This is a genomic window from Serratia sp. X3 (assembly GCF_014982455.1).
GTDB classification, from domain to species: domain Bacteria; phylum Pseudomonadota; class Gammaproteobacteria; order Enterobacterales; family Enterobacteriaceae; genus Serratia; species Serratia ureilytica.
Genome location: NZ_JADCNB010000002.1, coordinates 70,132 through 91,916, shown reverse-complemented (window position 1 = coordinate 91,916; position 21,785 = coordinate 70,132). Strand labels below are relative to the sequence as shown.

Annotated in this window: 16 protein-coding genes; 11 read left to right on the top strand and 5 right to left on the bottom strand. The window is 54.4% G+C overall.

The genetic code is table 11. From position 1 onward, the window contains the following. Nucleotides 1–65: 65 nt before the first annotated feature. Together IMX17_RS10675 and metG are read right to left on the bottom strand one after the other, a co-directional pair. Complete coding sequence (locus IMX17_RS10675) at nt 66–1,133, bottom strand: sugar ABC transporter substrate-binding protein (RefSeq protein WP_046896989.1); 1,068 nt, start codon at nt 1,131–1,133, stop codon at nt 66–68. 224 nt (nt 1,134–1,357) lie between these two features. After that, complete coding sequence (gene metG, locus IMX17_RS10670) at nt 1,358–3,385, bottom strand: methionine--tRNA ligase (protein WP_046896990.1); 2,028 nt, start codon at nt 3,383–3,385, stop codon at nt 1,358–1,360. 159 nt (nt 3,386–3,544) lie between these two features. Between metG and apbC the strand changes: the two genes are divergently transcribed. Continuing rightward, nucleotides 3,545–4,657 (top strand): iron-sulfur cluster carrier protein ApbC, encoded by a 1,113-nt coding sequence (apbC, locus tag IMX17_RS10665; protein ID WP_128868851.1) that lies wholly within the window; start codon nt 3,545–3,547, stop codon nt 4,655–4,657. A gap of 45 nt (nt 4,658–4,702) precedes the next feature. On the opposite strand, the gene IMX17_RS10660 is transcribed toward apbC, so the two are convergent. Continuing rightward, entirely contained in the window at nt 4,703–5,332 is a 630-nt protein-coding gene (locus IMX17_RS10660; protein WP_193549758.1) for a phosphatase PAP2 family protein, read from the bottom strand. A gap of 232 nt (nt 5,333–5,564) precedes the next feature. Between IMX17_RS10660 and udk the strand changes: the two genes are divergently transcribed. The 3 genes from udk to asmA all read left to right on the top strand — a co-directional run bounded on the left by udk (nt 5,565) and on the right by asmA (nt 8,790). Beyond that, nucleotides 5,565–6,206, top strand: a complete 642-nt coding sequence (gene udk, locus IMX17_RS10655; RefSeq protein ID WP_033642454.1) for a uridine kinase — start codon at nt 5,565–5,567, stop codon at nt 6,204–6,206. Between the two features lie 125 nt (nt 6,207–6,331). Further along, nucleotides 6,332–6,913, top strand: a complete 582-nt coding sequence (gene dcd, locus IMX17_RS10650; protein WP_019454407.1) for a dCTP deaminase — start codon at nt 6,332–6,334, stop codon at nt 6,911–6,913. A gap of 44 nt (nt 6,914–6,957) precedes the next feature. Next, nucleotides 6,958–8,790 (top strand): outer membrane assembly protein AsmA, encoded by a 1,833-nt coding sequence (gene asmA, locus IMX17_RS10645; RefSeq protein WP_182264853.1) that lies wholly within the window; start codon nt 6,958–6,960, stop codon nt 8,788–8,790. A gap of 45 nt (nt 8,791–8,835) precedes the next feature. Here the strand turns inward: asmA and IMX17_RS10640 are convergent, their stop codons facing one another. After that, a complete protein-coding gene (locus IMX17_RS10640) occupies nt 8,836–10,629 on the bottom strand; it encodes a hypothetical protein (protein WP_182264852.1) in 1,794 nt (597 codons plus the stop codon). A gap of 277 nt (nt 10,630–10,906) precedes the next feature. On the opposite strand from IMX17_RS10640, the gene dcuC reads away from it, so the two are divergent. Then, on the top strand, nt 10,907–12,259 hold the full coding sequence (gene dcuC / locus IMX17_RS10635) for an anaerobic C4-dicarboxylate transporter DcuC (protein WP_182264851.1): 1,353 nt from the start codon (nt 10,907–10,909) through the stop codon (nt 12,257–12,259). A 31-nt stretch (nt 12,260–12,290) separates the two neighbouring features. Here dcuC and IMX17_RS10630 read toward each other — a convergent pair whose 3' ends face one another. After that, nucleotides 12,291–13,874 (bottom strand): TerC family protein, encoded by a 1,584-nt coding sequence (locus tag IMX17_RS10630; protein ID WP_033642457.1) that lies wholly within the window; start codon nt 13,872–13,874, stop codon nt 12,291–12,293. Nucleotides 13,875–14,492: 618 nt separating this feature from the next. Between IMX17_RS10630 and galU (IMX17_RS10625) the strand changes: the two genes are divergently transcribed. From galU (IMX17_RS10625) to IMX17_RS10600, 6 genes are all read left to right on the top strand, one after another. Beyond that, a complete protein-coding gene (gene galU / locus IMX17_RS10625) occupies nt 14,493–15,389 on the top strand; it encodes a UTP--glucose-1-phosphate uridylyltransferase GalU (RefSeq protein WP_182265120.1) in 897 nt (298 codons plus the stop codon). Nucleotides 15,390–15,442: 53 nt separating this feature from the next. After that, the gene (gene galU, locus IMX17_RS10620) at nt 15,443–16,336 is read left to right on the top strand and encodes a UTP--glucose-1-phosphate uridylyltransferase GalU (protein ID WP_182264850.1); all 894 of its coding nucleotides are present in this window, start codon (nt 15,443–15,445) and stop codon (nt 16,334–16,336) included. A gap of 436 nt (nt 16,337–16,772) precedes the next feature. Then, nucleotides 16,773–17,909, top strand: a complete 1,137-nt coding sequence (locus IMX17_RS10615; RefSeq protein WP_182265119.1) for a polysaccharide export protein — start codon at nt 16,773–16,775, stop codon at nt 17,907–17,909. 10 nt (nt 17,910–17,919) lie between these two features. Continuing rightward, a complete protein-coding gene (locus IMX17_RS10610; protein WP_182264849.1) occupies nt 17,920–18,354 on the top strand; it encodes a protein tyrosine phosphatase in 435 nt (144 codons plus the stop codon). A 12-nt stretch (nt 18,355–18,366) separates the two neighbouring features. Continuing rightward, complete coding sequence (wzc, locus tag IMX17_RS10605; RefSeq protein ID WP_193549757.1) at nt 18,367–20,544, top strand: tyrosine-protein kinase Wzc; 2,178 nt, start codon at nt 18,367–18,369, stop codon at nt 20,542–20,544. Nucleotides 20,545–20,648: 104 nt separating this feature from the next. Next, nucleotides 20,649–21,785: a glycosyltransferase family 4 protein gene (locus tag IMX17_RS10600; protein WP_193549756.1), complete on the top strand. Its 1,137-nt coding sequence runs from the start codon at nt 20,649–20,651 to the stop codon at nt 21,783–21,785.

Below are 21,785 nucleotides of genomic sequence, written 5' to 3'. Positions count from 1 at the left end.
GAAGGGGGCTGCCGATATTTATCTGAAAAACAGAGGCTGCGTCGGCAGCCTCGTGAAAAACAGCATTATTTACCGTGTTCGGCCTGCAGCGTGGCGAACCACGGCTGAACGAAATCGCTGCTGCTGCCCCAGCCGGGGATTATCTTCGCCAGGCCGGCGACGTTGACCGGCCCCGGTTGCGCCAGCAGCAGCGCCTGCGGAATGACCGATGCTTTGAACTGATAGTTGTCCGGCGTGCTTTCCCCGGCGATCTTGTTGGCCACCAGGCGCAGGTTGACCGCGCCGATCAGCTTCGGATCCACCGCCACGCTGACCTGCCACGGGCTGCCGGCCTCACGCATCAGCTGTAAATCCTGATTGGAGATATCGATGCTGTACAGCTTGATTTCGGTGCGGCCGTTCTCTTTCAGCGCCTTGTAAGCCCCTTGGGTAAAGGCGTCCCACGTGCCCCAGATGGCGTCGATCTTGCCTTTCGGGTATTTCGCTAGCACCGCGCCCACCTTGTTGGCGGTATCGCCCTGTACGTCGGATGAGACCGCGCCGATCGATTCCAGCTCATGAATGCCCGGATGCTGTTTCAGCAACTGCTGATAAGCGGCCTGACGGCGCTCCATCGGCGGGAAGCCGGCCACCCACAGCTTGACAATATTGGCCTGGCCGTTGAAATCCTTCACCAGTTGGCCGAAGGAGGCATTGGCCAGTGAAGCGTCGTCCTGCTGCGAGACGGTGACGCCGGGAACGCTGCCGCTGACGTCGGTATCGAAAGCCGCGACGGCGATGCCGGCCGCCGCGATGCGCTTGACCAGGTCGGTGGAATAGGGAGCTCGCCCCTGCGAGAGAATGATGCCGTCATATTTCTGGCTGATAGCCTGATTAACGAAGTCCTGGAAGCGCGCGTCGTCGCCGTTGCTGAGGAAGGTATCCACCTTGAAGCCCAGCTTGCGCCCTTCCTGAATGGCACCCGCCAAAAATTGCGTGGTGTTGTCGTCGGATCCGAGGTTGCGGATCACCGCTATGCGCACCGGCCCCTGATGCTGAGCGATGGCGGCGGGTACGGCGGCGTTTTCCGCCGCCTGCAGCGGCAGGGCGGACAACAGACTGAGGGCGAGCAGCGAAGTCTTGAGGTTTTTCATTATTATAGGCTCCAAAAAAGCAGGGAAACGATCCCGGTGAAGGTCTGTTATAGCAGTCTTTCTGTTTGGACGTCTATTTTGGGTTTCGGAGCATCATAGCCGGATGCGGCGGGCAGGGGAATCAGGGCGGTTATGACTTTTTCTTCATGCTTATAACGTGGGGGTTGGGGCAATAAAAAAGGGCCGAGCAAGCTCGACCCTCCCTACGCCGCGCATCTGCGCGATTACTTGACCTGCATGCCAGGCTGCGCGCCGCTGTCCGGGCTCAGCAGGAAGATCTCTTTCCCGCCTGGGCCCGCCGCCATCACCATGCCTTCTGACACGCCGAAGCGCATTTTACGCGGCGCCAGGTTGGCGACCATGATGGTCAGACGGCCTTCCAGCGCTTTCGGGTCCGGGTAAGCGGAGCGAATGCCGGAGAAGATTTGGCGCGATTCGCCGCCCAGATCCAGCTGCAGCTTCAGCAGCTTGTCGGAGCCCTCGACAAAGTCGGCGCTCTTGATCAGGGCGATACGCATGTCGACCTTGGCGAAGTCGTCGAAGGTGATGGTTTCCTGAATGGGATCATCGGCCAATGGACCGGTCACCGGCTTGGCGGCGGCCATGTCTTCCTTCGAGGCGTTGACCATCTCGTTGACCTTGTCCAGATCGATGCGGTTGAATAGCGCTTTGAACGCGTTCACCTGATGGCCCAGCAGCGGCTGCGGGATCGCGTCCCAGCTCAGTTCGGCGTTGAGGAACGCTTCGGCGCGTTCGGTCAGCGAAGGCAGCACCGGCTTAAGGTAAGTCATCAGCACGCGGAACAGGTTGATGCCCATCGAGCAGATGGCCTGCAGATCGGCATCGCGGCCTTCTTCCTTCGCCACTACCCACGGCGCCTGCTCATCCACGTAACGGTTGGCCAGATCGGCCAGCGCCATGATTTCGCGGATCGCGCGGCTGAACTCGCGGCCGGCGTAGGCTTCGGCGATGCTCTGCGCCGCATCAACGAAGGTCTGGTACAGCGCCGGATCGGCCAGGCTGTCGGCCAGCTTGCCGCCGAAGCGCTTGTTGATAAAGCCGGCGTTGCGTGACGCCAGGTTCACCACCTTGTTGACGATGTCGGCGTTGACGCGCTGCACGAAGTCTTCCAGATTGAGATCGATGTCATCAATGCGTGAAGAGAGCTTGGCGGCGTAGTAATAACGCAGGCAGTCGGCATCCAGATGCTGCAGGTAGGTGCCGGCCTTGATGAAGGTGCCGCGCGACTTGGACATCTTGGCGCCGTTCACCGTCACGTAACCGTGCACGAACAGGTTGCTCGGTTTGCGGAACTGGCTGCCTTCCAGCATCGCCGGCCAGAACAGGCTGTGGAAGTAGACGATGTCCTTGCCGATAAAGTGGTACAGCTCGGTGGTGGAGTCTTTGCGCCAAAACTCGTCGAAGTCCAGATCGCCGCGCTTGTCGCACAGGTTCTTGAAGGAGCCCATGTAGCCGATCGGCGCGTCCAGCCAGACGTAGAAGTATTTGCCCGGCGCATCCGGGATTTCGAAGCCGAAGTAAGGCGCATCGCGGGAGATGTCCCACTGCTGCAGGCCGGATTCGAACCACTCCTGCATCTTGTTCGCTACCTGCTCCTGCAGCGCGCCAGAGCGCGTCCACGCCTGCAGCATTTCGCTGAAGGCCGGCAGGTCGAAGAAGAAGTGCTCGGAGTCGCGCATCACCGGCGTCGCGCCGGAAACCACGGACTTCGGATCGATCAGTTCCGTCGGGCTGTAGGTGGCGCCGCACACTTCGCAGTTGTCGCCGTACTGGTCCGGCGATTTGCATTTCGGGCAGGTGCCTTTCACGAAACGGTCCGGCAGGAACATGCCTTTCTCCGGATCGTACAGCTGAGAAATGGTACGGTTCTTGATAAAACCGTTTTCTTTCAAGCGGCTGTAAATCAGGGTGGACAGCTCACGGTTTTCATCGCTATGGGTCGAATGATAGTTGTCATAGCTGATGCCAAAGCCGGCGAAATCCTGTTGGTGCTCCTGGCTCATCTCCGCGATCATTTCTTCCGGTTTAACGCCCAGTTGCTGCGCTTTCAGCATGATCGGCGTGCCGTGCGCGTCGTCCGCGCAGATGAAATGCACTTCGTGGCCGCGCATTCGTTGGTAACGCACCCAGATATCCGCCTGGATGTGCTCGAGCATGTGGCCGAGATGGATGGAACCATTTGCGTACGGTAGCGCGCACGTCACCAATAATTTTTTCGCGACTTGAGCCATAGTGAGAACTTGCTTTCTGTAATGAATAAAAGGGCCTTCGATGTTAACCGATCGCGCCCTTCGCTGCTAGGGCGGTTTCTTACAGGTTATACGCGCCAGCCGCCGCGCAGTTCTGGTATGCTTAGCCGGAAGCTACCCATTCAAAATCAAGGAGCCGGGATGAACGCAAAATCCCCTGAGCAGACCAACCCCGAAGTTCTGCGCGCCCTGGTGACCGGTGTACTGGCCGCCTTTGAACACCCGACGTTGAAAAACAACCTGACCGCATTGAAGGCTATCCATCACTGCGCGTTGCTGGACGATGTACTGCATATCGAACTGACGATGCCCTTTGCCTGGCAGAGCGGTTTTGAAGCGCTGCAGGCGAGCGTCGGCCCCGAACTGCTGCGCGTGACCGGCGCCGGCGCCATCGATTGGAAGCTGAAACACGATATCACGACGCTGAAGCGCGCCAACGCGCAGGCCGGGATCAAAGGCGTGCGCAACATCATCGCCGTCAGCTCCGGCAAAGGCGGAGTGGGGAAATCCAGCACCGCCGTCAACCTGGCGCTGGCGCTGGCCGCCGAAGGAGCCAAGGTCGGCATTCTGGACGCCGACATTTACGGCCCGTCGATCCCCAACATGCTGGGCACCGAACATGAGCGGCCGACCTCGCCGGACGGGCAGCATATGGCACCGATCATGGCGCACGGGCTGGCGACCAACTCCATCGGTTATCTGGTGACCGACGACAACGCCATGGTGTGGCGCGGCCCGATGGCCAGCAAGGCGTTGATGCAGCTGCTGCAGGATACGCTGTGGCCGGATCTGGATTACCTGGTGCTGGACATGCCGCCGGGCACCGGTGACATCCAACTGACGCTGTCGCAGAACATTCCGGTGACCGGCGCGCTGGTGGTCACCACGCCGCAGGATATCGCCTTGCTGGATGCCGCCAAAGGCATCGTAATGTTCGAGAAAGTGCATGTGCCGGTACTGGGCATTGTCGAGAACATGAGCGTGCATATCTGCAGCAACTGCGGCCACCATGAGCCGATCTTTGGCACCGGCGGCGCCGAGAAGCTGGTGCAGAAATATAACAGCCGTCTGCTGGGGCAGATGCCGCTGCATATCTCGCTGCGTGAAGATCTGGATCGCGGTACGCCGACGGTGATCAGCCGCCCGGAGAGCGAATTCGCCGACATGTATCGTCAATTGGCCGGCCGTGTGGCTGCGCAGATGTATTGGCAGGGCGAGGCGATCCCGACGGAGATTGCGTTCCGCGCGCTGTAATCAGCCTATCGCAATGCAAGAACCCGGCTTAAACGCCGGGTTTTTTTATGGGGTAGGGGTCGGCTTGTGTAGGTCGGCACGGGTATAAGGGCGTTCGATCTGCGCCAGCGTTTTGGCGATATGTTCCAGCAATCCCTGAGTGGGGGCCGGCTGCCGCTGCCCCATCAGCGCCAACGGCAAGGCCAGCGCGATGGCCAAATGCGGCCAGGCAAGCTGTGGTCGCGCTTTCCCTCGCTGCAGCCATAAAAACAGCGCGCTAGCCAGGTAGCCTAAAATCAGCCCGCTGATCACCTCGGATACGGAATGCACGCGGATCTCCAAGCGCGACACGCCGACGGTGAAAGGCAATATCCACCCGGTCAACAACGCGATGCTGCGCACCGGATGGGAAAATCGACCGGTTAAAGCCCAAAGCAGCGGCGGCCAGATGCTCGCGGCGAGGGCCGAATGGCCGCTGAATCCGGTGAAGTCATAACTTGCGCTACCAATGCCCCAGCCCATAAAGGCCAACTTGGACAGGCAGACCAGCCCGCCGGTGAAACCGAAAATCAGCGCCCATTGCCAGCCTGCCGCGCGAGTGGCGGGCGATGCGAGCAGCAATAAAAAAAGAATCAGCGCGCAGGGCAGCAGCAGCATGCTGTCGCCGAAAAAAGTCAAAAAATACCAATCCAGCACATCATTCTCCGATGAAAGACTACGGGGTCCCTAAGTCAGCGCAGGAGTGTAACCTGTTGCGGAGCATTGCCCTAGCCGTGAGATTCTTAAAATGTCATATCGCCGGTACGGCGCGATAGCCTGAATTCGCCCGCCGTCGCGCAATATACAGTGGCGCAAACCCCGACGACTCCCTATAATTGTCGCGTTTTAGTTCCCTCCCTTCACATTACGAAATCAGGTCTTTAATTTTATGACTGACAATCCGCATCAGTGCGTCATTATTGGTATAGCTGGCGCATCTGCCTCCGGAAAAAGCCTTATTGCCAGCACGTTGTACCGCGAACTCCGCGAGCAGGTCGGCGATGAGCACATCGGCGTTATTCCAGAAGACAGTTACTATAAAGACCAGAGTCACCTGACCATGGAAGAACGGGTCAAAACCAACTATGACCACCCGAGCGCCATGGATCACAACCTGCTGTTCCAGCATTTGCAGATGCTGAAGGCCGGCAAAGCGATCGAACTGCCGCTGTACAGCTACACCGAGCACACGCGCAAGAAAGAAACCGTTCACCTGAAACCTAAAAAAGTCATTATTCTGGAAGGGATCTTGCTGCTGACGGATATCCGCTTGCGCCAGGAGATGAATTTCTCGATCTTCGTCGACACGCCGCTGGATATCTGCCTGATGCGCCGCATGAAGCGCGATGTCAACGAGCGTGGCCGCTCAATGGATTCGGTGATGGCGCAATACCAGAAGACCGTGCGCCCGATGTTCCTGCAGTTTATCGAACCTTCCAAACAATACGCCGATATCATCGTCCCGCGCGGCGGCAAAAACCGCATCGCGATCGATATTCTGAAAGCCAAAATCAGCCAATTCTTTGAATAATGCCGCTTAATGGCCGGGAATGTGTATTTCCGGCCGGCGGCCAACTATTTGCACCCCGGCGTAGACCTTTCGCCCGTTGTGTGGCAATTTTTGTTTAGTTACGCGTTTTGATGGAGAAGAGAGACATGAGACTGTGCGACCGCGATATAGAAGCCTGGCTGGATAGCGAGAAACTGGTGATTTCCCCGCGCCCGCCGCTCGAACGCATCAACGGGGCCACAGTAGATGTCCGTTTGGGCAACCAGTTCCGCGTATTCAGCGGCCATACCGCGCCTTTTATCGATCTCAGCGGGCCGAAAGACGAAGTCAGCGCTGCGTTGGATCGCGTGATGAGCGACGAGATTGTCCTGCCGGAAGGCGAGGCGTTTTTCCTTCATCCCGGCGAGCTGGCCCTGGCGGTGACGTTCGAATCCGTGACGCTGCCGGACGATCTGGTGGGCTGGCTCGACGGCCGTTCTTCTCTGGCGCGCCTGGGGTTGATGGTGCACGTCACTGCGCACCGTATCGATCCGGGCTGGCACGGACGCATCGTGCTGGAATTTTACAACTCCGGCAAGCTGCCGCTGGCGCTGCGGCCGGGCATGCTGATCGGGGCCTTGAGCTTTGAACCGTTGTCCGGCCCGGCGGCCCGGCCATACAACAGCCGGCAGGACGCGAAGTATCGCGATCAGCAGGGCGCAGTAGCCAGTCGAATCGACAAGGACTAACGGCGCGGGATGCACCGTCGGTGTGGCGCTGACAAGAGGGTGGCATGAGAAGATTACTGACGACATTGGCGATTTTACTGGTGGTCGTGGTGGCGGGGATGTCCGCGCTGGTACTGCTGGTCAATCCGAATGATTTTCGCGGTTACATGATCAAAAAGGTCGAGCAGAAGAGCGGCTATCAGCTGACGCTCGAAGGCGACCTGCGCTGGCATATCTGGCCGCAGCTCAGCATTTTGGCCGGGCGCATGACGCTGACCGCGCCGGGCGCGAAAGCGCCGGTGGTGAGCGCGGAAAATATGCGCCTCGATGTCAAACTGTTGCCTCTGCTGTCGCATCAGCTGTTTGTGAAACAGGTGATGCTGAAAAACGCCATCATTCGCCTTACGCCCGATAGCGAAGAGCATTCGCAGATGGATGCCCCGATCGCGCCGGCCGGCACTGGCACAGACGCGACAGACGTGGCCTGGAAGTTCGATATCGATAATCTGCGGGTTGTGGACAGTCTGCTGATTTGGCAGCGCGCCGACAATGAGCAAATTAATGTCCGGGATATCAATCTCACCCTGCAACAAACGCAGACCCGACAGGCGCAGCTGGAACTTTCCAGCCGGGTCAACCGCGATCAGCGCGACCTGACCTTCAGCATGGCGGCCGATGTCGACTTGCAGCAGTTCCCCCGCCAGATTGGCGCCAAAGTCACCCAGTTCAATTATCAACTGGCGGGTGCGGATATTCCGAACGGCGGTATTCAGGGAGAGGGCAATGCGCAGGTGGTCTATCAGCAGACGCCGGCGCAGATTGCCGTCAGCCAGCTGAGCGTCAGTGCCAATAACAGCCAATTGACCGGCGATATCAGCGCCACGCTGGGGGCGGTGCCCGGCTATGTGGTGAACCTCAATTCGGCTAACCTCGATCTCGATGCGCTCTCCGGCTGGCAATCCAGCACCAATACCGCCGAACAACCCGCCGTGACTTCCGCGCCGGTGATTGCCAGCCAGGTTGACGATCGGCAGCAGAATTTAGAGGCGCTGCGCGATTTCAATGCGCAGTTGAATCTGCAGGCCGCGCAGTTGACCTATCGCGGTATGAACGTCACTCAGTTGGCCGTCGTGGCGGACAACCAACGCGGACTGCTGACGCTGCATAAACTCGCCGGACAATTGGCCGGCGGTGATTTCTCCTTGCCGGGCGCGCTGGACGCGCGCGGCAATAAACCGGTGATCAGCGTGCAGCCGGCGCTGAACCAGGTTGAACTGGGCACGGTGCTCAAAGCCTTCGACATGCCGCAGATGTTGACCGGCAAATTCAGCATGAAAGGGGATTTGACCGGCGATCGCCTCTCTTCACAGTCATTTGAGCGCCGCTGGCGCGGTACGGCGCAGCTGGCGATGCAGGATGCGCAGCTGCATGGCCTGAACATTCAGCAGCTGATCCAGCAGGCTGTGGCGCGCAACGATAACAGCGTGCGCGGGCAAGACAGCTATCAGCGTTATACCGAGGTCAAAAACGTCTCGGCGCAGGCTAGTCTGAATCAAGGCACGATCAAGCTCAGCGGTCTGACGGCGGATTCTCCTTTGCTGGCGCTGACCGGCGTCGGCAGCATCGATATGCCGGGCAAACAGTGCGATATGGCGCTTAACGTGCGCGTCACCGGCGGATGGCAAGGGCGCGGCGAGCTGATCGAGCAACTGCAAAAAACGCCGATCCCGCTGCGGGTCTATGGGCCGTGGCAACAGCTCAACTATCAACTGCAGGTCGATCAGGTGTTGCGTAAAACGCTGCAGGATCGGGCTAAAGATGCGCTGAACAAATGGGCTGAAAAGAACAAGGATTCGCGCGAAGGTCAGGATCTGAAAAAGCTGCTCGACAAACTTTGAATCACATCAAGGGGGCTTTGCCCCCTTGATCTAACATGGCTGGAATTAATCGGCGATTTTTCCGTAACCTTTCCATACGCCGGGCGTACCCGCTGCCACACATCGCCAACCATCCCAGCCCCCTGCGGCAGGAGCGCTGTTGATCACTCTGTCACCTTGACTATAGGTGCCGGAAGTGGGAGCCGCAGTGCCATACATTGTGCGTACATTGCCTGGAATAGCGATGCGGAGCCGTTTGCCTAGTATCTCATTGCCTGCAATGCTGTTCGCGTAATACACGCCGTTTATACAGTTAAATGCCATATTGCCTAACACGGTGCTATTGATGAATGAGTGGGAAAGCTGAGGCGTATCCTTAGGGTCGGAGAACGTGACATCTTGGGTTACCAGGACGCCATCAAAATGCGCGCCTAAAGCGGGGTTCACCGAACCTTCGACGACGAGAGCGTTCATCGAACCGCCAAACCACCTCAAAGAGCCTGCGGTATTCTTTAAGACGACATTTGCGGCAACCACATTGGAAAACTGGTGATTGCCGTTGTACGCGGAGAGATTTATGTTGCCGACCAAGCAATTTGATAATGCCAACGTGCCTCTTTTTCCTTCGGCACGGACAGTAAGATCGCCGCCTAAGCCTCGGCCGCCGGAAATCGTCGTTCTGCCATAGCCGTTAATAAGCACCGCATTTCTAAAACGAGAACCCGCATGTTCAGATATCTGTACATCTGCGTTGGCGATTTCCATGAAATCTCTTTTCCCCCACATCGCTTTGTCTCTTATTTCAGCGTGGGTCTGATTAAACATCAATCCGATGCCGCTGATGATACGAATGTAAGGGCTGCATTTGTTGTTTTCAATTTGACAATTATTAAATCTGATCATGTTGCACGCATCATTTTTTATCGTGCTGGTCAGTAATAACGCAGGGTGAGTGGTCTTCGTATTATCAGAAGGATCGCCACTTGAATAACCGCCGTCTTGAATATTGGTGGCTTCAAAGACGGAGTCTTGCACTTTGTCCAACCAAAGATTACAACCATTGAATGAATATATTTGAAGGTTGTTAGTATATACGTAGCCGACATTTGCCAGTCGAATAGCACTCAGTGTATAGTTCATGCCGTCAAACGACAGGTTTTCGATACGCAGCCCCCAGCTGAATTTCTTCTCTGTATTATATTCTATTAAAATTATATTGGGGTCGTCAGGGTTTTCGCTCGGCCGAATAATGCAATTACGTGTATTACTGCCGCGAAGTACACCCGCCCAATTTCCGGGGATCTTGACCACTCCTGGTTGCAGGTAGGTCATGCCGCTTGGGAAGACAAGTTCGACACGATAGTTGTTGACGATGGACTCCTGTAAAATTTTGGCATTCAGTGCGCCATATTGTGGTGAGCCTATTCGTATTCCCAACCATTCCAGAGGCCAAATGTTGGTAGAGACGGATTCAAGTCTGATCCAACACCAATCTTCATTGACACGAACGACGATGCCGTTTTTCTCTTTAAGATCGGTCGATTTAACCGCATAAAACTCTCCTCCGCCGGAGGATTTTAAGGTGTCTGTCGCATAGAAACTGACGACATCGATTTTTTGATTGGGAAATTGCGGTATTACTTTCCTTAAAGTGTTGATGTCTGGACAGCGACCAATGTATTTCGCGCCGTCATATTCCGCTAGTTTTAAAGACATTGCAGAGAGCGTATTGGTTGACTGCAAGTCTTTTTCTTTCTCAGGGGGAATAATGCTGCGAATATTATCCGTTGCGTACGTTTTTCCGACTAAAATACCCGATGTTCCGGCTATTATTGTTTTTACAAGATTACGCCTATTCATGTAAATGACCTCTTTGATAGCGGTAGGGCCAGAACCCTCAACTATACTAACAGCGAAGTGTGAATGAACAAATTTAAGTTGTTAAATGTGATTTCTTAACCTCGCTTCTTGTTTATTCCTGTAGAGCCTGAAAGGTGGGTTTCGGCCGTGTATCTGCTAGAGGTGCGCCGGAGATTACCAAAAAATAGTTTACTGAATTGATTTGTATCACTTGTCGTGGCTGAGGATTTCACTACTATGCCAGAAAAATTTATCTTCTCTGCTTTTTGAGGTTCATATGGTTGAGCTCCTTATTGGCGCCGCAGTCGCGGCGGGCGTGGGCCGTTACATTATCAAGGGATATTCCGCTACCGGCGTCTTGTTGGTGGGGGGGCTGCTGCTGCTCGGCATCAGCGCCCTGATGGGGAAAACGCTGTTGCCGTCCGGCGCCGCCTCAACCGGCTGGCGCGCGACCGACATGATCGAATACGTCAAGATTTTGCTGATGAGCCGCGGCGGCGATCTCGGCATGATGATCATGATGCTGTGCGGCTTTGCCGCCTACATGACGCATATCGGCGCCAACGACGTGGTCGTCAAGCTGGCTTCGCGTCCGCTGCAGATGATCAATTCGCCTTATCTGCTGATGGTGGCGGCGTATTTTGTCGCTTGCCTGATGTCGCTGGCGGTCTCTTCCGCCACTGGCCTCGGCGTGCTGCTGATGGCGACACTGTTCCCGTTGATGGTGAACGTGGGCATCAGCCGCGGCGCGGCGGCTGCCATTTGCGCTTCGCCGGCGGCGATTATTCTGGCGCCGACGTCCGGCGACGTGGTGCTGGCGGCCAAAGCGGCGGAAATGCCGCTGGTGGACTTCGCGTTCAAGACCACGTTGCCTATCTCGATTGCCGCCATTGTCTGCATGGCTGTGGCGCATTTTTTCTGGCAGCGTTATCTCGACAGAAAGAGCAATGAACAGCATCACATCATGGACGTCAGCGAAATCAAAACCCATGCGCCGGGATTTTACGCGATATTGCCGTTTACACCGATCCTCGGCGTGCTGATTTTCGACGGCAAATGGGGACCGGAGCTGCACATCATTACCGTGCTGGTGGGTTGCATACTGTTGGCGGCATTGATTGAGTTCGTGCGCAGTTTCAGCGCGAAACAGGTATTCAGCGGCCTGGAAGTGGCTTATCGCGGCATGGCGGACGCATTCGCCAGCGTGGTCATGCTGTTGGTGGCCGCCGGGGTCTTCGCGCAAGGGTTGAGCACCGTCGGCTTTATCAGCGGGTTGATCGGGCTGGCGCAGTCGTTCGGCACCGGCGGTTTGATCATGATGTTGGTGCTGGTGGTGATCACCATGCTGGCAGCCATGACCACCGGCTCCGGTAATGCGCCGTTCTATGCGTTTGTCGAACTGATCCCGAAACTGGCGGCGCAAATGGGCGTTAATCCGGCTTATCTGGTGATCCCGATGCTGCAGGCGTCTAACCTCGGCCGCACGCTGTCGCCGGTCTCCGGCGTGGTGGTGGCGGTCTCCGGCATGGCGAAAATCTCACCGTTCGACGTGGTGAAGCGCACTTCGGTGCCGGTGATTGTCGGGCTGGTGGTGGTGATCGTGGCGACGGAGTTGCTGGTTCCCCAGTAAAACCAAGGCCGGGCAATGCCCGGCCTCAATGTTAAACCTCGTAGTCCTCCGGTGGGGGAGGCGGGGTGATCTTCACTTTCAGGATACGGTGGCTGTTGACCTCCAACGGCTCGAACAGGTAGTCACCGATCGTGATTTGTTCGCCTTCTTGCGGCACGCGCTGGCTGTGTTCCATCAGCAGCCCCGCCAGCGTGTGGTATTCGCGCTTTTCTTCCAGCGGCATCGGCAGGTACAACACCAGATCTTCCAGCGGCATATAGCCGTTGGCGGTCCAACTGCCGTCCTCGTTTTGCTGAATGTCGTGGCGTGCGTCCACCTCTTCGCCGGCCTCCGGCAGGTTGCCGGCGATGGTTTCCATCACGTCCGTCAGGGTGACGATGCCTTCGACGGAACCGAACTCATCGACCACAAAGGCAAAGTGCGTCTGTGCCTGGCGGAATTGCTCAAGGGCGCTCAACAGCGTGAGCTGCTCCGGGAAGATCAACGGTTGGCGTATCAGCGCGCGCAGATCCAGCGGCGCCTGCGCCAACTGCTGTTTGAGGACGTCGATAGTGTGGATCACACCCAGCGGTTCGTCGCTGGCGCTGCTTTCTACCACCACGATGCGCGTGTGTTGATTGCGCTCCAGCAATTGCGTCAGCTTCTCCTGCGGATCGTTCAGCTCAAGGTATTCGACGTCGTGACGCGAGGTCATGATGCTGCTGACCGTGCGCTGCGCCATGCCCAACACGCGTTCGATCATGCGCCGCTCTTGCTGATTGAAGATCTCGCCGTTTTCGCTGTCGCTGTCGGCCAGCAGATTGGCGGAATGACTGTCGACCTCGGCTTCTTCATGTTTGCCGCTCAGCATGCGCAGCACCGCCTCGGCGGTACGTTCGCGCAGCGGCCGCACCTTTGACAGGAAGCGGCGGCGGTTGAACTGCGCCAGTTGGTTCAAGGCTTCGATCATCACCGAGAAGCCGATCGCCGCGTAGAGGTAGCCTTTCGGAATGTGATAGCCGAAGCCCTCCGCCACCAGGCTGAAGCCGATCATCAGCAGGAAGCTCAGGCACAGGATGACGATAGTCGGGTGAGCGTTGACGAAGCGCGTCAACGGTTTGCTGGCCAGCAGCATCAGGCCGATGGCGATACAGACCGCGATCATCATCACCGCCAGGTGGTCGACCATGCCGACCGCGGTGATCACCGAGTCGAGTGAGAAGACGGCGTCCAGCACCACGATCTGCGCCACCACCGGCCAGAAACGCGCGCCTTTGCGTGTGCCGTGCTGCTCTTCATCCTTGCCTTCCAGCCGCTCGTTCAGCTCCATGGTGGCTTTGAACAGCAGGAATATCCCACCGACCAGCATGATCAGATCGCGGCCGCTGAAGGGGTGCTCCGCAACGATGAACATCGGCTTAGTCAGCGTCGCCAGCCACGAGATGGAGGCGAGCAACGCCAGACGCATCACCAGCGCCAGCAACAGACCGACGACACGAGCCTTATCTCTTTGTTGTTTTGGTAGTTTATCCGCCAGAATGGCGATGAAGACAAGGTTGTCTATACCCAGAACGATTTCCAGCACGACCAATGTGGCCAGGCCGGCCCAAATTGTTGGATCAGCGATCCATTCCATACGCCCAATTTCACCTGTAAGTTCTACGGCTTATGCCGCACGGGAATGATGGGCGCTGAGGCGGCAAAATTCAACTTTAATCCGGGACATGTCGACAAAAACGGGCGTTGCAAGACTTGGCGCAACAAATATTGCTCGCCGATACTGGGCATGAAAGCGGCGGGCGGTATCAGGCTGTTTTTGCCGGGATACGCCTCGCTCATAAAAAGAACGTCTCTATAAATCTATTTAAATCAAAATATTAAAATCTCTATCCGCGTCAGGGACTCGTTACGGTATGTGGCATGAGTAGTCTTATTCTGAAAACGGCTGGCTGGGGGGATCTAAGGCTTGTATCACTTGGACATTAGTATAAGAATCCTAGCCATATAAACGTCAGTAACTAACATTGTTTGGTTATAAAGGCTCCAGTTTTTTTATTGTTTTGTGAGCGGTGCGGCAATCCAGATTAAGAGCAAATGCCGCTTTACAAAAAGTGATTTGGCTCACGGGGTGACGTGAGTGAAAACGTCAATAACAGTACTTTGGTAGCTGCAAGCCAAGGGCGGTAGCATGCTTGATGAATGTTCCCTTTTTACTTGCCGTGGGGATTCAGCGCCACGATGAATTGGAATGAAAATGCAGAAAAGACTCAAGGCAGTGATCCCTGTAGCGGGCCTGGGAACCCGAATGTTGCCGGCAACCAAAGCCATCCCTAAAGAAATGTTGCCGGTGGTCGATAAGCCCTTAATTCAGTACATCGTCAGTGAGTGCGTAGCGGCGGGCATCAAAGACATCGTTTTGGTTACCCATTCATCAAAAAATGCGATTGAAAACCACTTCGACACTTCTTTTGAACTGGAAGCGATGCTCGAAGCGCGCGTAAAGCGCCAGTTGCTGGCTGAAGTGCAAAGTATTTGCCCGCCGGATGTGACCGTGATGCAAGTGCGCCAGGGCCAGGCGAAAGGGTTGGGACATGCCGTATTGTGCGCCAAGCCGATGGTAGGCGATTCTCCTTTTGTGGTGCTGCTTCCGGATGTTTTGCTGGATGATGCAACCGCGGATCTGCGCACAGATAATCTGGCCAGAATGCTCCAGCGTTTCGACGAGACGGGATTCAGTCAGATTATGGTTGAACCGGTGCCGGAACAGGATGTGTCTAAATACGGCGTAGTTGACTGCGCGGGCGCGACGCTCGCTGCGGGTGAAAGTGCGCCGATGACGGCCGTGGTAGAGAAGCCGGCTCGCGAGGATGCGCCTTCCAATCTGGCGGTTGTTGGTCGTTATGTGCTTGCCGCCGATATTTGGCCGTTGCTTGAAAAGACCCCACCCGGCGCGGGCGATGAGATCCAACTGACCGATGCGATCGCGATGTTGATGGAGGAACAAACGGTGGAAGCGTTCCATATGAGCGGTAAATCCCATGATTGTGGTGACAAGCTTGGCTACATGAAGGCATTTGTGCAGTATGGATTGCGTCACGGTTCCGAAGGCGAAAACTTCAGCCGCTGGTTGAAGCAGACGTTGAATAAGTAACAGGCTGTCGCCACTGCGGCTGAAAGCGATCACCAGATTGAATGAGGGCTACTATGACGAAGTTGAAAGCGGTTATTCCTGTGGCAGGGCTGGGTATGCGTATGCTTCCGGCGACCAAGGCGATTCCGAAAGAAATGTTGCCGATCGTAGATAAACCGCTGATTCAATACATTGTCAATGAATGTGTTGCTGCCGGGATCAAAGAGATCATCTTGGTGACGCATTCTTCTAAGAACGCCATCGAAAACCATTTTGATACCTCATTCGAATTGGAGGCGATGCTGGAGGCTCGTGTGAAACGGCAACTGTTGGATGAGGTGCAGTCGATAACGCCAAAAGGCGTCACGCTGATGCATATCCGGCAGGGGCAGCCAAAGGGGTTGGGCCACGCGGTGCTCTGTGCCAAACCTTTGGTCGGTGATTCGCCGTTTGTCGTTCTGTTGCCGGATATCTTGCTGGATGACGCAAAAGCCGATTTGAAGAAAGACAATCTGTCACACATGATTGCGCGCTTTGAACAAACCGGTCTGAGCCAGGTGTTGGTTCAGACGGCGGATGAACACGTCCTGCATGACTATTCTGTGGTGCACTGTGAAGCCAGCAGCCTGGCTCCCGGCGAAAGCGCTCGTATCACGTCGATTATCGAAAAACCGGCGCCGGAAACCAAGTTGGAATCCAACTATTCGGCGGTGGGACGTTATGTGTTGTCAGCGGATATTTGGCCTCTTCTGGAGACGACCAAACCGGGGGCCTGGGGCCGTATTCAACTGACCGATGCGATTGCCGAATTGTTGAAACACAAACCGGTAGAGGCAACAGAGTTGGTTGGGGAGTCGTTCAACTGTGGTGAAAAACTGGGGTACTTGCGGGCTTTTGTCACCTACGGTTTGCGTCATCCTACTCAGGGCAAGGCTTTCCGGGAATGGGCTGAACAGCTGGCGTTTTGAACTAGACTGGATGGTTTCCCATCGGCCAGATCACTGTAAGGAAATCAGGAGAGTGGTTGAATTTTGGGGAATTTCACTGTCTCAATTTTTATATTAGTATACATTCAATAGCGGGTTGTTGAGTTGCCTTGGCGAGTGATTTTTGCACGAACTTACCAGGCTACTCTGCAATATACTGTTATTAATACAAATTAAAGCCCGAATCGGCCCCGGCATCGATTTTCGCCAATGAGAGGCTTCTCAGCTTATTTATCTTGCCAATAATAGCTTTGCTCTTATCAACGGCAGATAAACGTTTTTGAAAATTGCAACAGGGCGCTTATTGAGAGACGGCGCAGCAAGTGTCAGGCATTTTGATAAGGTTACAGCGACGCAGCCACGGTTGGCTAGCATTGTAGCTTTGCAGATACATTTACTTGAAAGTGATGATAATTTGATGGCAAAACGACAATTGAAAGTGATATCGCTATTGATATCAATCAGCGTAATCAGTGGATGCACGGTGTTTCCTGGAACCCATTTATCGACCAGTGGAAAAGAAGTCGTAAAACAAGAAGATGCTGACTTCGACATTGATAAGCTGGTTAATATTTACCCTATGACGCCTAAGCTGCTGGATTCGTTGCGTCCTGCGAAAGTGATCGCCCAGTCCAATGCGCAATTGGATGCGTCGCTGAGCAAATATGAATACCGGATTGGGGTGGGTGACGTTATTAACGTGACGGTCTGGGATCACCCTGAGTTGACAACGCCGGCTGGTCAATACCGCAGCGCCAGTGACACCGGTAACTGGGTGCATGCCGACGGTTCAATTTTCTACCCTTATATCGGCAAGGTGAGCGTGGTAGGCAAAACGGTCACCGAGATCCGCGATCAAATCGCCAGGAGACTGGCGCAATATATAGAAAGCCCACAGGTTGACGTCAATATCGCCGCTTTCCGTTCTCAGAAAGCGTATGTGACGGGGGAAGTCGCCAAGTCGGGGCAACAACCGATTACTAACGTGCCATTGACGGTGATGGATGCCATCAATGCCGCCGGCGGGCTGACCGAAAATGCAGACTGGCGCAATATTATTCTCACGCACAATGGCAAAGAGTCGAATCTGTCTCTGCAAAAGCTGATGCAGAATGGCGATCTGACGCAAAACCGCCTGCTCTATCCTGGCGATATTCTGTATATCCCGCGTAATGACGACCTGAAAGTATTTGTGATGGGGGAAGTCAGAACGCCGGCCACGCTTAAGATGGATCGCAGCGGTATGACGTTGACGGAAGCGTTGGGAGCAAGCCAAGGGATAGCGCAGTCCAGTGCTGATGCGACAGGCATTTTCGTTATTCGACCTCTGCATGGCACTCAGGGCAATAAACTGGCGAACATCTATCAGTTGAATATGTCGGATGCGACAGCCATGGTGATGGGGGCGGAGTTCCACCTTCAGCCTTATGACATTGTCTATGTCACTGCGGCGCCGGTCGCTCGTTGGAATCGTCTGGTTACGCAGTTGGTGCCAACCATTGACGGCTTCAACAACCTGACGGAAGGTACGCTGCGTATTCGTAACTGGCCGTAGAGGATACGCTATGTTTGATTCTGTTTTGGTTGTCTGTGTTGGAAATATCTGCCGTTCTCCGACGGGGGAGCGGCTGTTGAAAAAACATCTGCCACAAAAAAAAATCGCGTCGGCCGGTATCGGCGCACTCGTCGGTAAGCCGGCGGATGAGGCTGCGGTGGCGGTGGCGGAAGAGCATGGTCTTTCTTTGGATAACCATGTTGCACAGCAGTTGACCAAGGAAATGTGTCGTGAATATTCGCTGATACTGGTGATGGAAAAAAGTCACATTGAGGCCGTTTGCCGTTTAGCCCCCGAAGTCAGGGGGAAAACCATGCTGTTCGCTCACTGGCTGGGGCAGGCCGAAGTTCCTGATCCGTATAAGAAGAGTCACGAAGCGTTTGAGTTTGTATATAACCTTCTGGCTGAAGCTGCGCAGAAATGGGCAAAAGCATTAAATCGTTAACCAGAGATGACAATGATTGATAATAGCAAACTGGGTCCGGCTGCGGGCGCAAGTAATGATGAGATTGATTTAGGTCGGTTGCTGGGAACGCTGCTGGATCATCGGTGGCTGATTATAGGGATTACGACATTCTTTGCCGTGATCGGCATCGTCTATTCTCTGTTCGCTACGCCTGTGTACCAGTCGGATGCATTGATTCAAGTTGAACAAAGTTCGGGTAACTCGATCCTCAACAACCTTTCCGAAATGTTGCCTACGGCACAGCCTGGCTCTGCGGCGGAGATTGAGTTGATCAAATCCCGCATGGTGCTCGGCAAAACCGTCGCAGATTTGAATCTGAATACGGTCGTCGAACAAAAATACTTCCCGATTTTTGGGCAGGGTTGGAATCGTTTGATGGGGAACGAACCCGGCAAGATAGCCTTGTCGCGTTTGTCTATTCCTTATTCATGGAATGAGAAAGACCTTGAGCTGGAAGTGATTGATAAAAACAGTTTCGCTCTCAGCGTTGATGGTGATGAATTCCTCAAAGGCAAAACGGGTGAGCTGGTCAATCAAAAAGGCGTGACCATGCTGGTCAGCGAAATTGACGCGGCGCCTGGTACGGTCTTCAAAGTGACCAAGCGCAGCGATCTGATGGCTATTAACGCGTTGCTCGCGGCGTTGACGGTTGAAGATAAAGCCAAGGACACCGGCGTGTTGGCGTTGACCTTGCAAGGGGAAGATCCTGAGCTGGTGGGTAAAACGCTCGACAGCATTTCGAAAAATTATTTGCTGCAGAACGTTGAGCGTAAGTCGGAAGAAGCGGCCAAGAGCCTCGAATTCCTGAAAGAGCAACTGCCGCAGGTGAGAACCTCGCTGGACATCGCTGAAGATAAGCTGAATAAGTTCCGTCAGGACAATGACTCCGTCGATCTGTCGCTCGAAGCCAAGTCTATGCTGGACAGTGTGGTTTCTGTCGAGGCACAACTGAATGAGTTGACCTTCAAAGAAGCTGAGATATCGAAGCTGTACACTAAAGAGCACCCGGCATATCGTGCTTTGATGGAGAAGCGTGGGACCCTGGAAGGGGAACGCGCGAAGCTGAACAAACGTATTAGCGTAATGCCTAAGACGCAGCAGGAAATCTTGCGGCTAACCCGAGATGTTGATGCGGGTAAAGAAATCTACATGCAGCTGCTGAATAAGCAACAAGAGCTTGGGATCACCAAAGCCAGTACCGTGGGTAATGTGCGTATTGTCGATCCGGCGGTGACTCAGCCAAAACCGGTTCAGCCACGTAAGACTTTGATTGTTCTGCTGTGTGTGGTATTGGGCGGGATGTTATCCATCGGCATCGTGGTGCTTAAAACCATGCTGCACCATGGAATCGAGAGCCCTGACGAGTTGGAGCAGCGGGGAATCAACGTCTACGCCAGCATTCCATTGTCTGAATGGCAGCAGAAAAAAGACCGTGAAGTCTTGCTGCGCACTCATCGCAAGTCCAATACGCGCGCCAACTCGTTGCTTGCCGTCGGTAACCCGGCTGACCTTGCCATCGAAGCCGTTCGCAGTCTGCGCACCAGCCTGCATTTTGCGATGATGGAAGCGAAGAATAATGTGTTGATGATTTCCGGCGCCAGTCCAAATATCGGTAAAACGTTTGTCAGTATCAACCTGGCGGCGGTTATCGCTCAGGCAGGGCAGCGTGTGCTGGTTATCGACGCCGATATGCGAAAAGGGTATTCACACACACTGCTGGATGCCAATTGGCAGGATGGTTTATCTGATATTTTGTCAGGCAAAATCGATGCTGCCAGCGCGGTTCGTCCTACGCAAATCAACGGAATGGACTTTATTCCTCGCGGTCAGATTCCACCGAATCCTTCTGAGTTGCTGATGCACAGCCGTTTTGCCGATTTGGTCGAATGGGCGGACAAGCATTATGATCTGGTTCTGATCGATACCCCGCCTATCCTGGCTGTCACCGATGCGGCAATTATTGGCCACCATGTCGGTACGGCGCTGATGATCGCGCGCTTCGGTATGAACACGGTTAAAGAACTCGAGATCAGCGTGCGTAGATTCGATCAAAACGGTATCGAGATCAAAGGTATTATTCTGAACGCCGTTGAACGTCGCGCAAGCAGCTACTATGGCAACTACGGTTACTACCAATACGAATACAAATCTGGCAGTAAAGACGCGTAAGAAAGCAAATCTCCCTTCAAGAGGTTATAAGTGTCTTTATAACCTCGCTTTATCTAAAGCGCTTCGTCTTACGGCGCCGAAATACCTGATAAAAACCGGCTATTATGAATATATTAATTGTTAATACATTATATGCACCATTCAAGGTTGGCGGCGCGGAAGTGTCTGTGCAACTTTTGGCGGAAGAGCTGGTTTCAAAAGGCGATAGAGTTCGCGTAGTTTGTTTACACGATGAAAAGTTCAGAAAGCAGACGGAAATAAATGGCGTCGAGGTGGTTTATTTACCGCTGATAAATCTGTACTGGCCTTTCAGTAATGAGCAAAAAGGGAAGTTGTCAAAAGTCGTCTGGCATTTGGTTGACAATTTCAATCCAATGATGGGAAAGTCTTTCTCCAGAGAGTTGGATGATTTTAATCCCGATGTGGTACATACCAATAACATCAGTGGCTTTTCTGTTGCGATTTGGGGCTGTGTCAAAAAAAGGAATATAAAACTCGTCCATACGGCTCGTGACTATTATCTCTTTCACCATAACTGTACGCTGTTTCAACATGGGGAAAATATGGATGTAGGTTCTGCAGCGGTCCAGTTGACATCTATGGTGAAAAAGCGAAAAAGCAAGAATGTCGATAGGTTTGTCGGCATCAGCAAGTACATCTCTGCATTGCATCAAGATAATGGTTTTGCCATTAATGCCCGACATAGTCACATCTACAATCCGATAAAAAAAAGTCATGTTGCCGACCAATCGTCGTCGGTTATCCGGATTGGCTTTATTGGCCGTTTGACCACAGATAAAGGGTTCAAGGCGTTCTGCGCCAAAGCGTTGGAAATGACGATATCTGGTGAGGTGGAGTTTTACGCTGCCGGGCGTTTTTCCTCCTCGGATGAAGGCCGCGCCTTGCAACTTAGGGCGGAGGAGGCGGGTGTCCATCTGTTGGGGTTTGTGCCGGTAGAATCCTTCCTGGCTCAGATTGATATGGTTTATTTGCCTACACTCTGGAATGAACCGTTTGGGCGAGCAGTAGCGGAAACGGCTGCTGCCGGCAAGCACGTCTTCACTTCTTTCGCCGGTGGCGTTGCTGAAATCGCTGAACATTACCCCAATGTATATCAGCTGAGTGAATTTACGTTGGAAAAACTGCGAATCTTAAAAAATGAGCGCGTCGAGTTTGTTGATGTGAATCCCTTTGACGCCGGGCGGTTGGCTGCGGGTTATCAAGAGGTTTATAAGAGCTGA

Coding starts and splice junctions, on each gene's coding strand:
- dcd (WP_019454407.1), top strand. CDS start 6,332: ATGAGACTGTGCGACCGCGATATAGAAGCCTGGCTGGATAGCGAGAAA.
- metG (WP_046896990.1), bottom strand. CDS start 3,385: ATGGCTCAAGTCGCGAAAAAATTATTGGTGACGTGCGCGCTACCGTAC.
- wzc (WP_193549757.1), top strand. CDS start 18,367: ATGATTGATAATAGCAAACTGGGTCCGGCTGCGGGCGCAAGTAATGAT.
- IMX17_RS10615 (WP_182265119.1), top strand. CDS start 16,773: ATGGCAAAACGACAATTGAAAGTGATATCGCTATTGATATCAATCAGC.
- IMX17_RS10610 (WP_182264849.1), top strand. CDS start 17,920: ATGTTTGATTCTGTTTTGGTTGTCTGTGTTGGAAATATCTGCCGTTCT.
- IMX17_RS10600 (WP_193549756.1), top strand. CDS start 20,649: ATGAATATATTAATTGTTAATACATTATATGCACCATTCAAGGTTGGC.
- IMX17_RS10675 (WP_046896989.1), bottom strand. CDS start 1,133: ATGAAAAACCTCAAGACTTCGCTGCTCGCCCTCAGTCTGTTGTCCGCC.
- asmA (WP_182264853.1), top strand. CDS start 6,958: ATGAGAAGATTACTGACGACATTGGCGATTTTACTGGTGGTCGTGGTG.
- galU (WP_182265120.1), top strand. CDS start 14,493: ATGCAGAAAAGACTCAAGGCAGTGATCCCTGTAGCGGGCCTGGGAACC.
- dcuC (WP_182264851.1), top strand. CDS start 10,907: ATGGTTGAGCTCCTTATTGGCGCCGCAGTCGCGGCGGGCGTGGGCCGT.
- IMX17_RS10630 (WP_033642457.1), bottom strand. CDS start 13,874: ATGGAATGGATCGCTGATCCAACAATTTGGGCCGGCCTGGCCACATTG.
- IMX17_RS10640 (WP_182264852.1), bottom strand. CDS start 10,629: ATGAATAGGCGTAATCTTGTAAAAACAATAATAGCCGGAACATCGGGT.
- galU (WP_182264850.1), top strand. CDS start 15,443: ATGACGAAGTTGAAAGCGGTTATTCCTGTGGCAGGGCTGGGTATGCGT.
- udk (WP_033642454.1), top strand. CDS start 5,565: ATGACTGACAATCCGCATCAGTGCGTCATTATTGGTATAGCTGGCGCA.
- apbC (WP_128868851.1), top strand. CDS start 3,545: ATGAACGCAAAATCCCCTGAGCAGACCAACCCCGAAGTTCTGCGCGCC.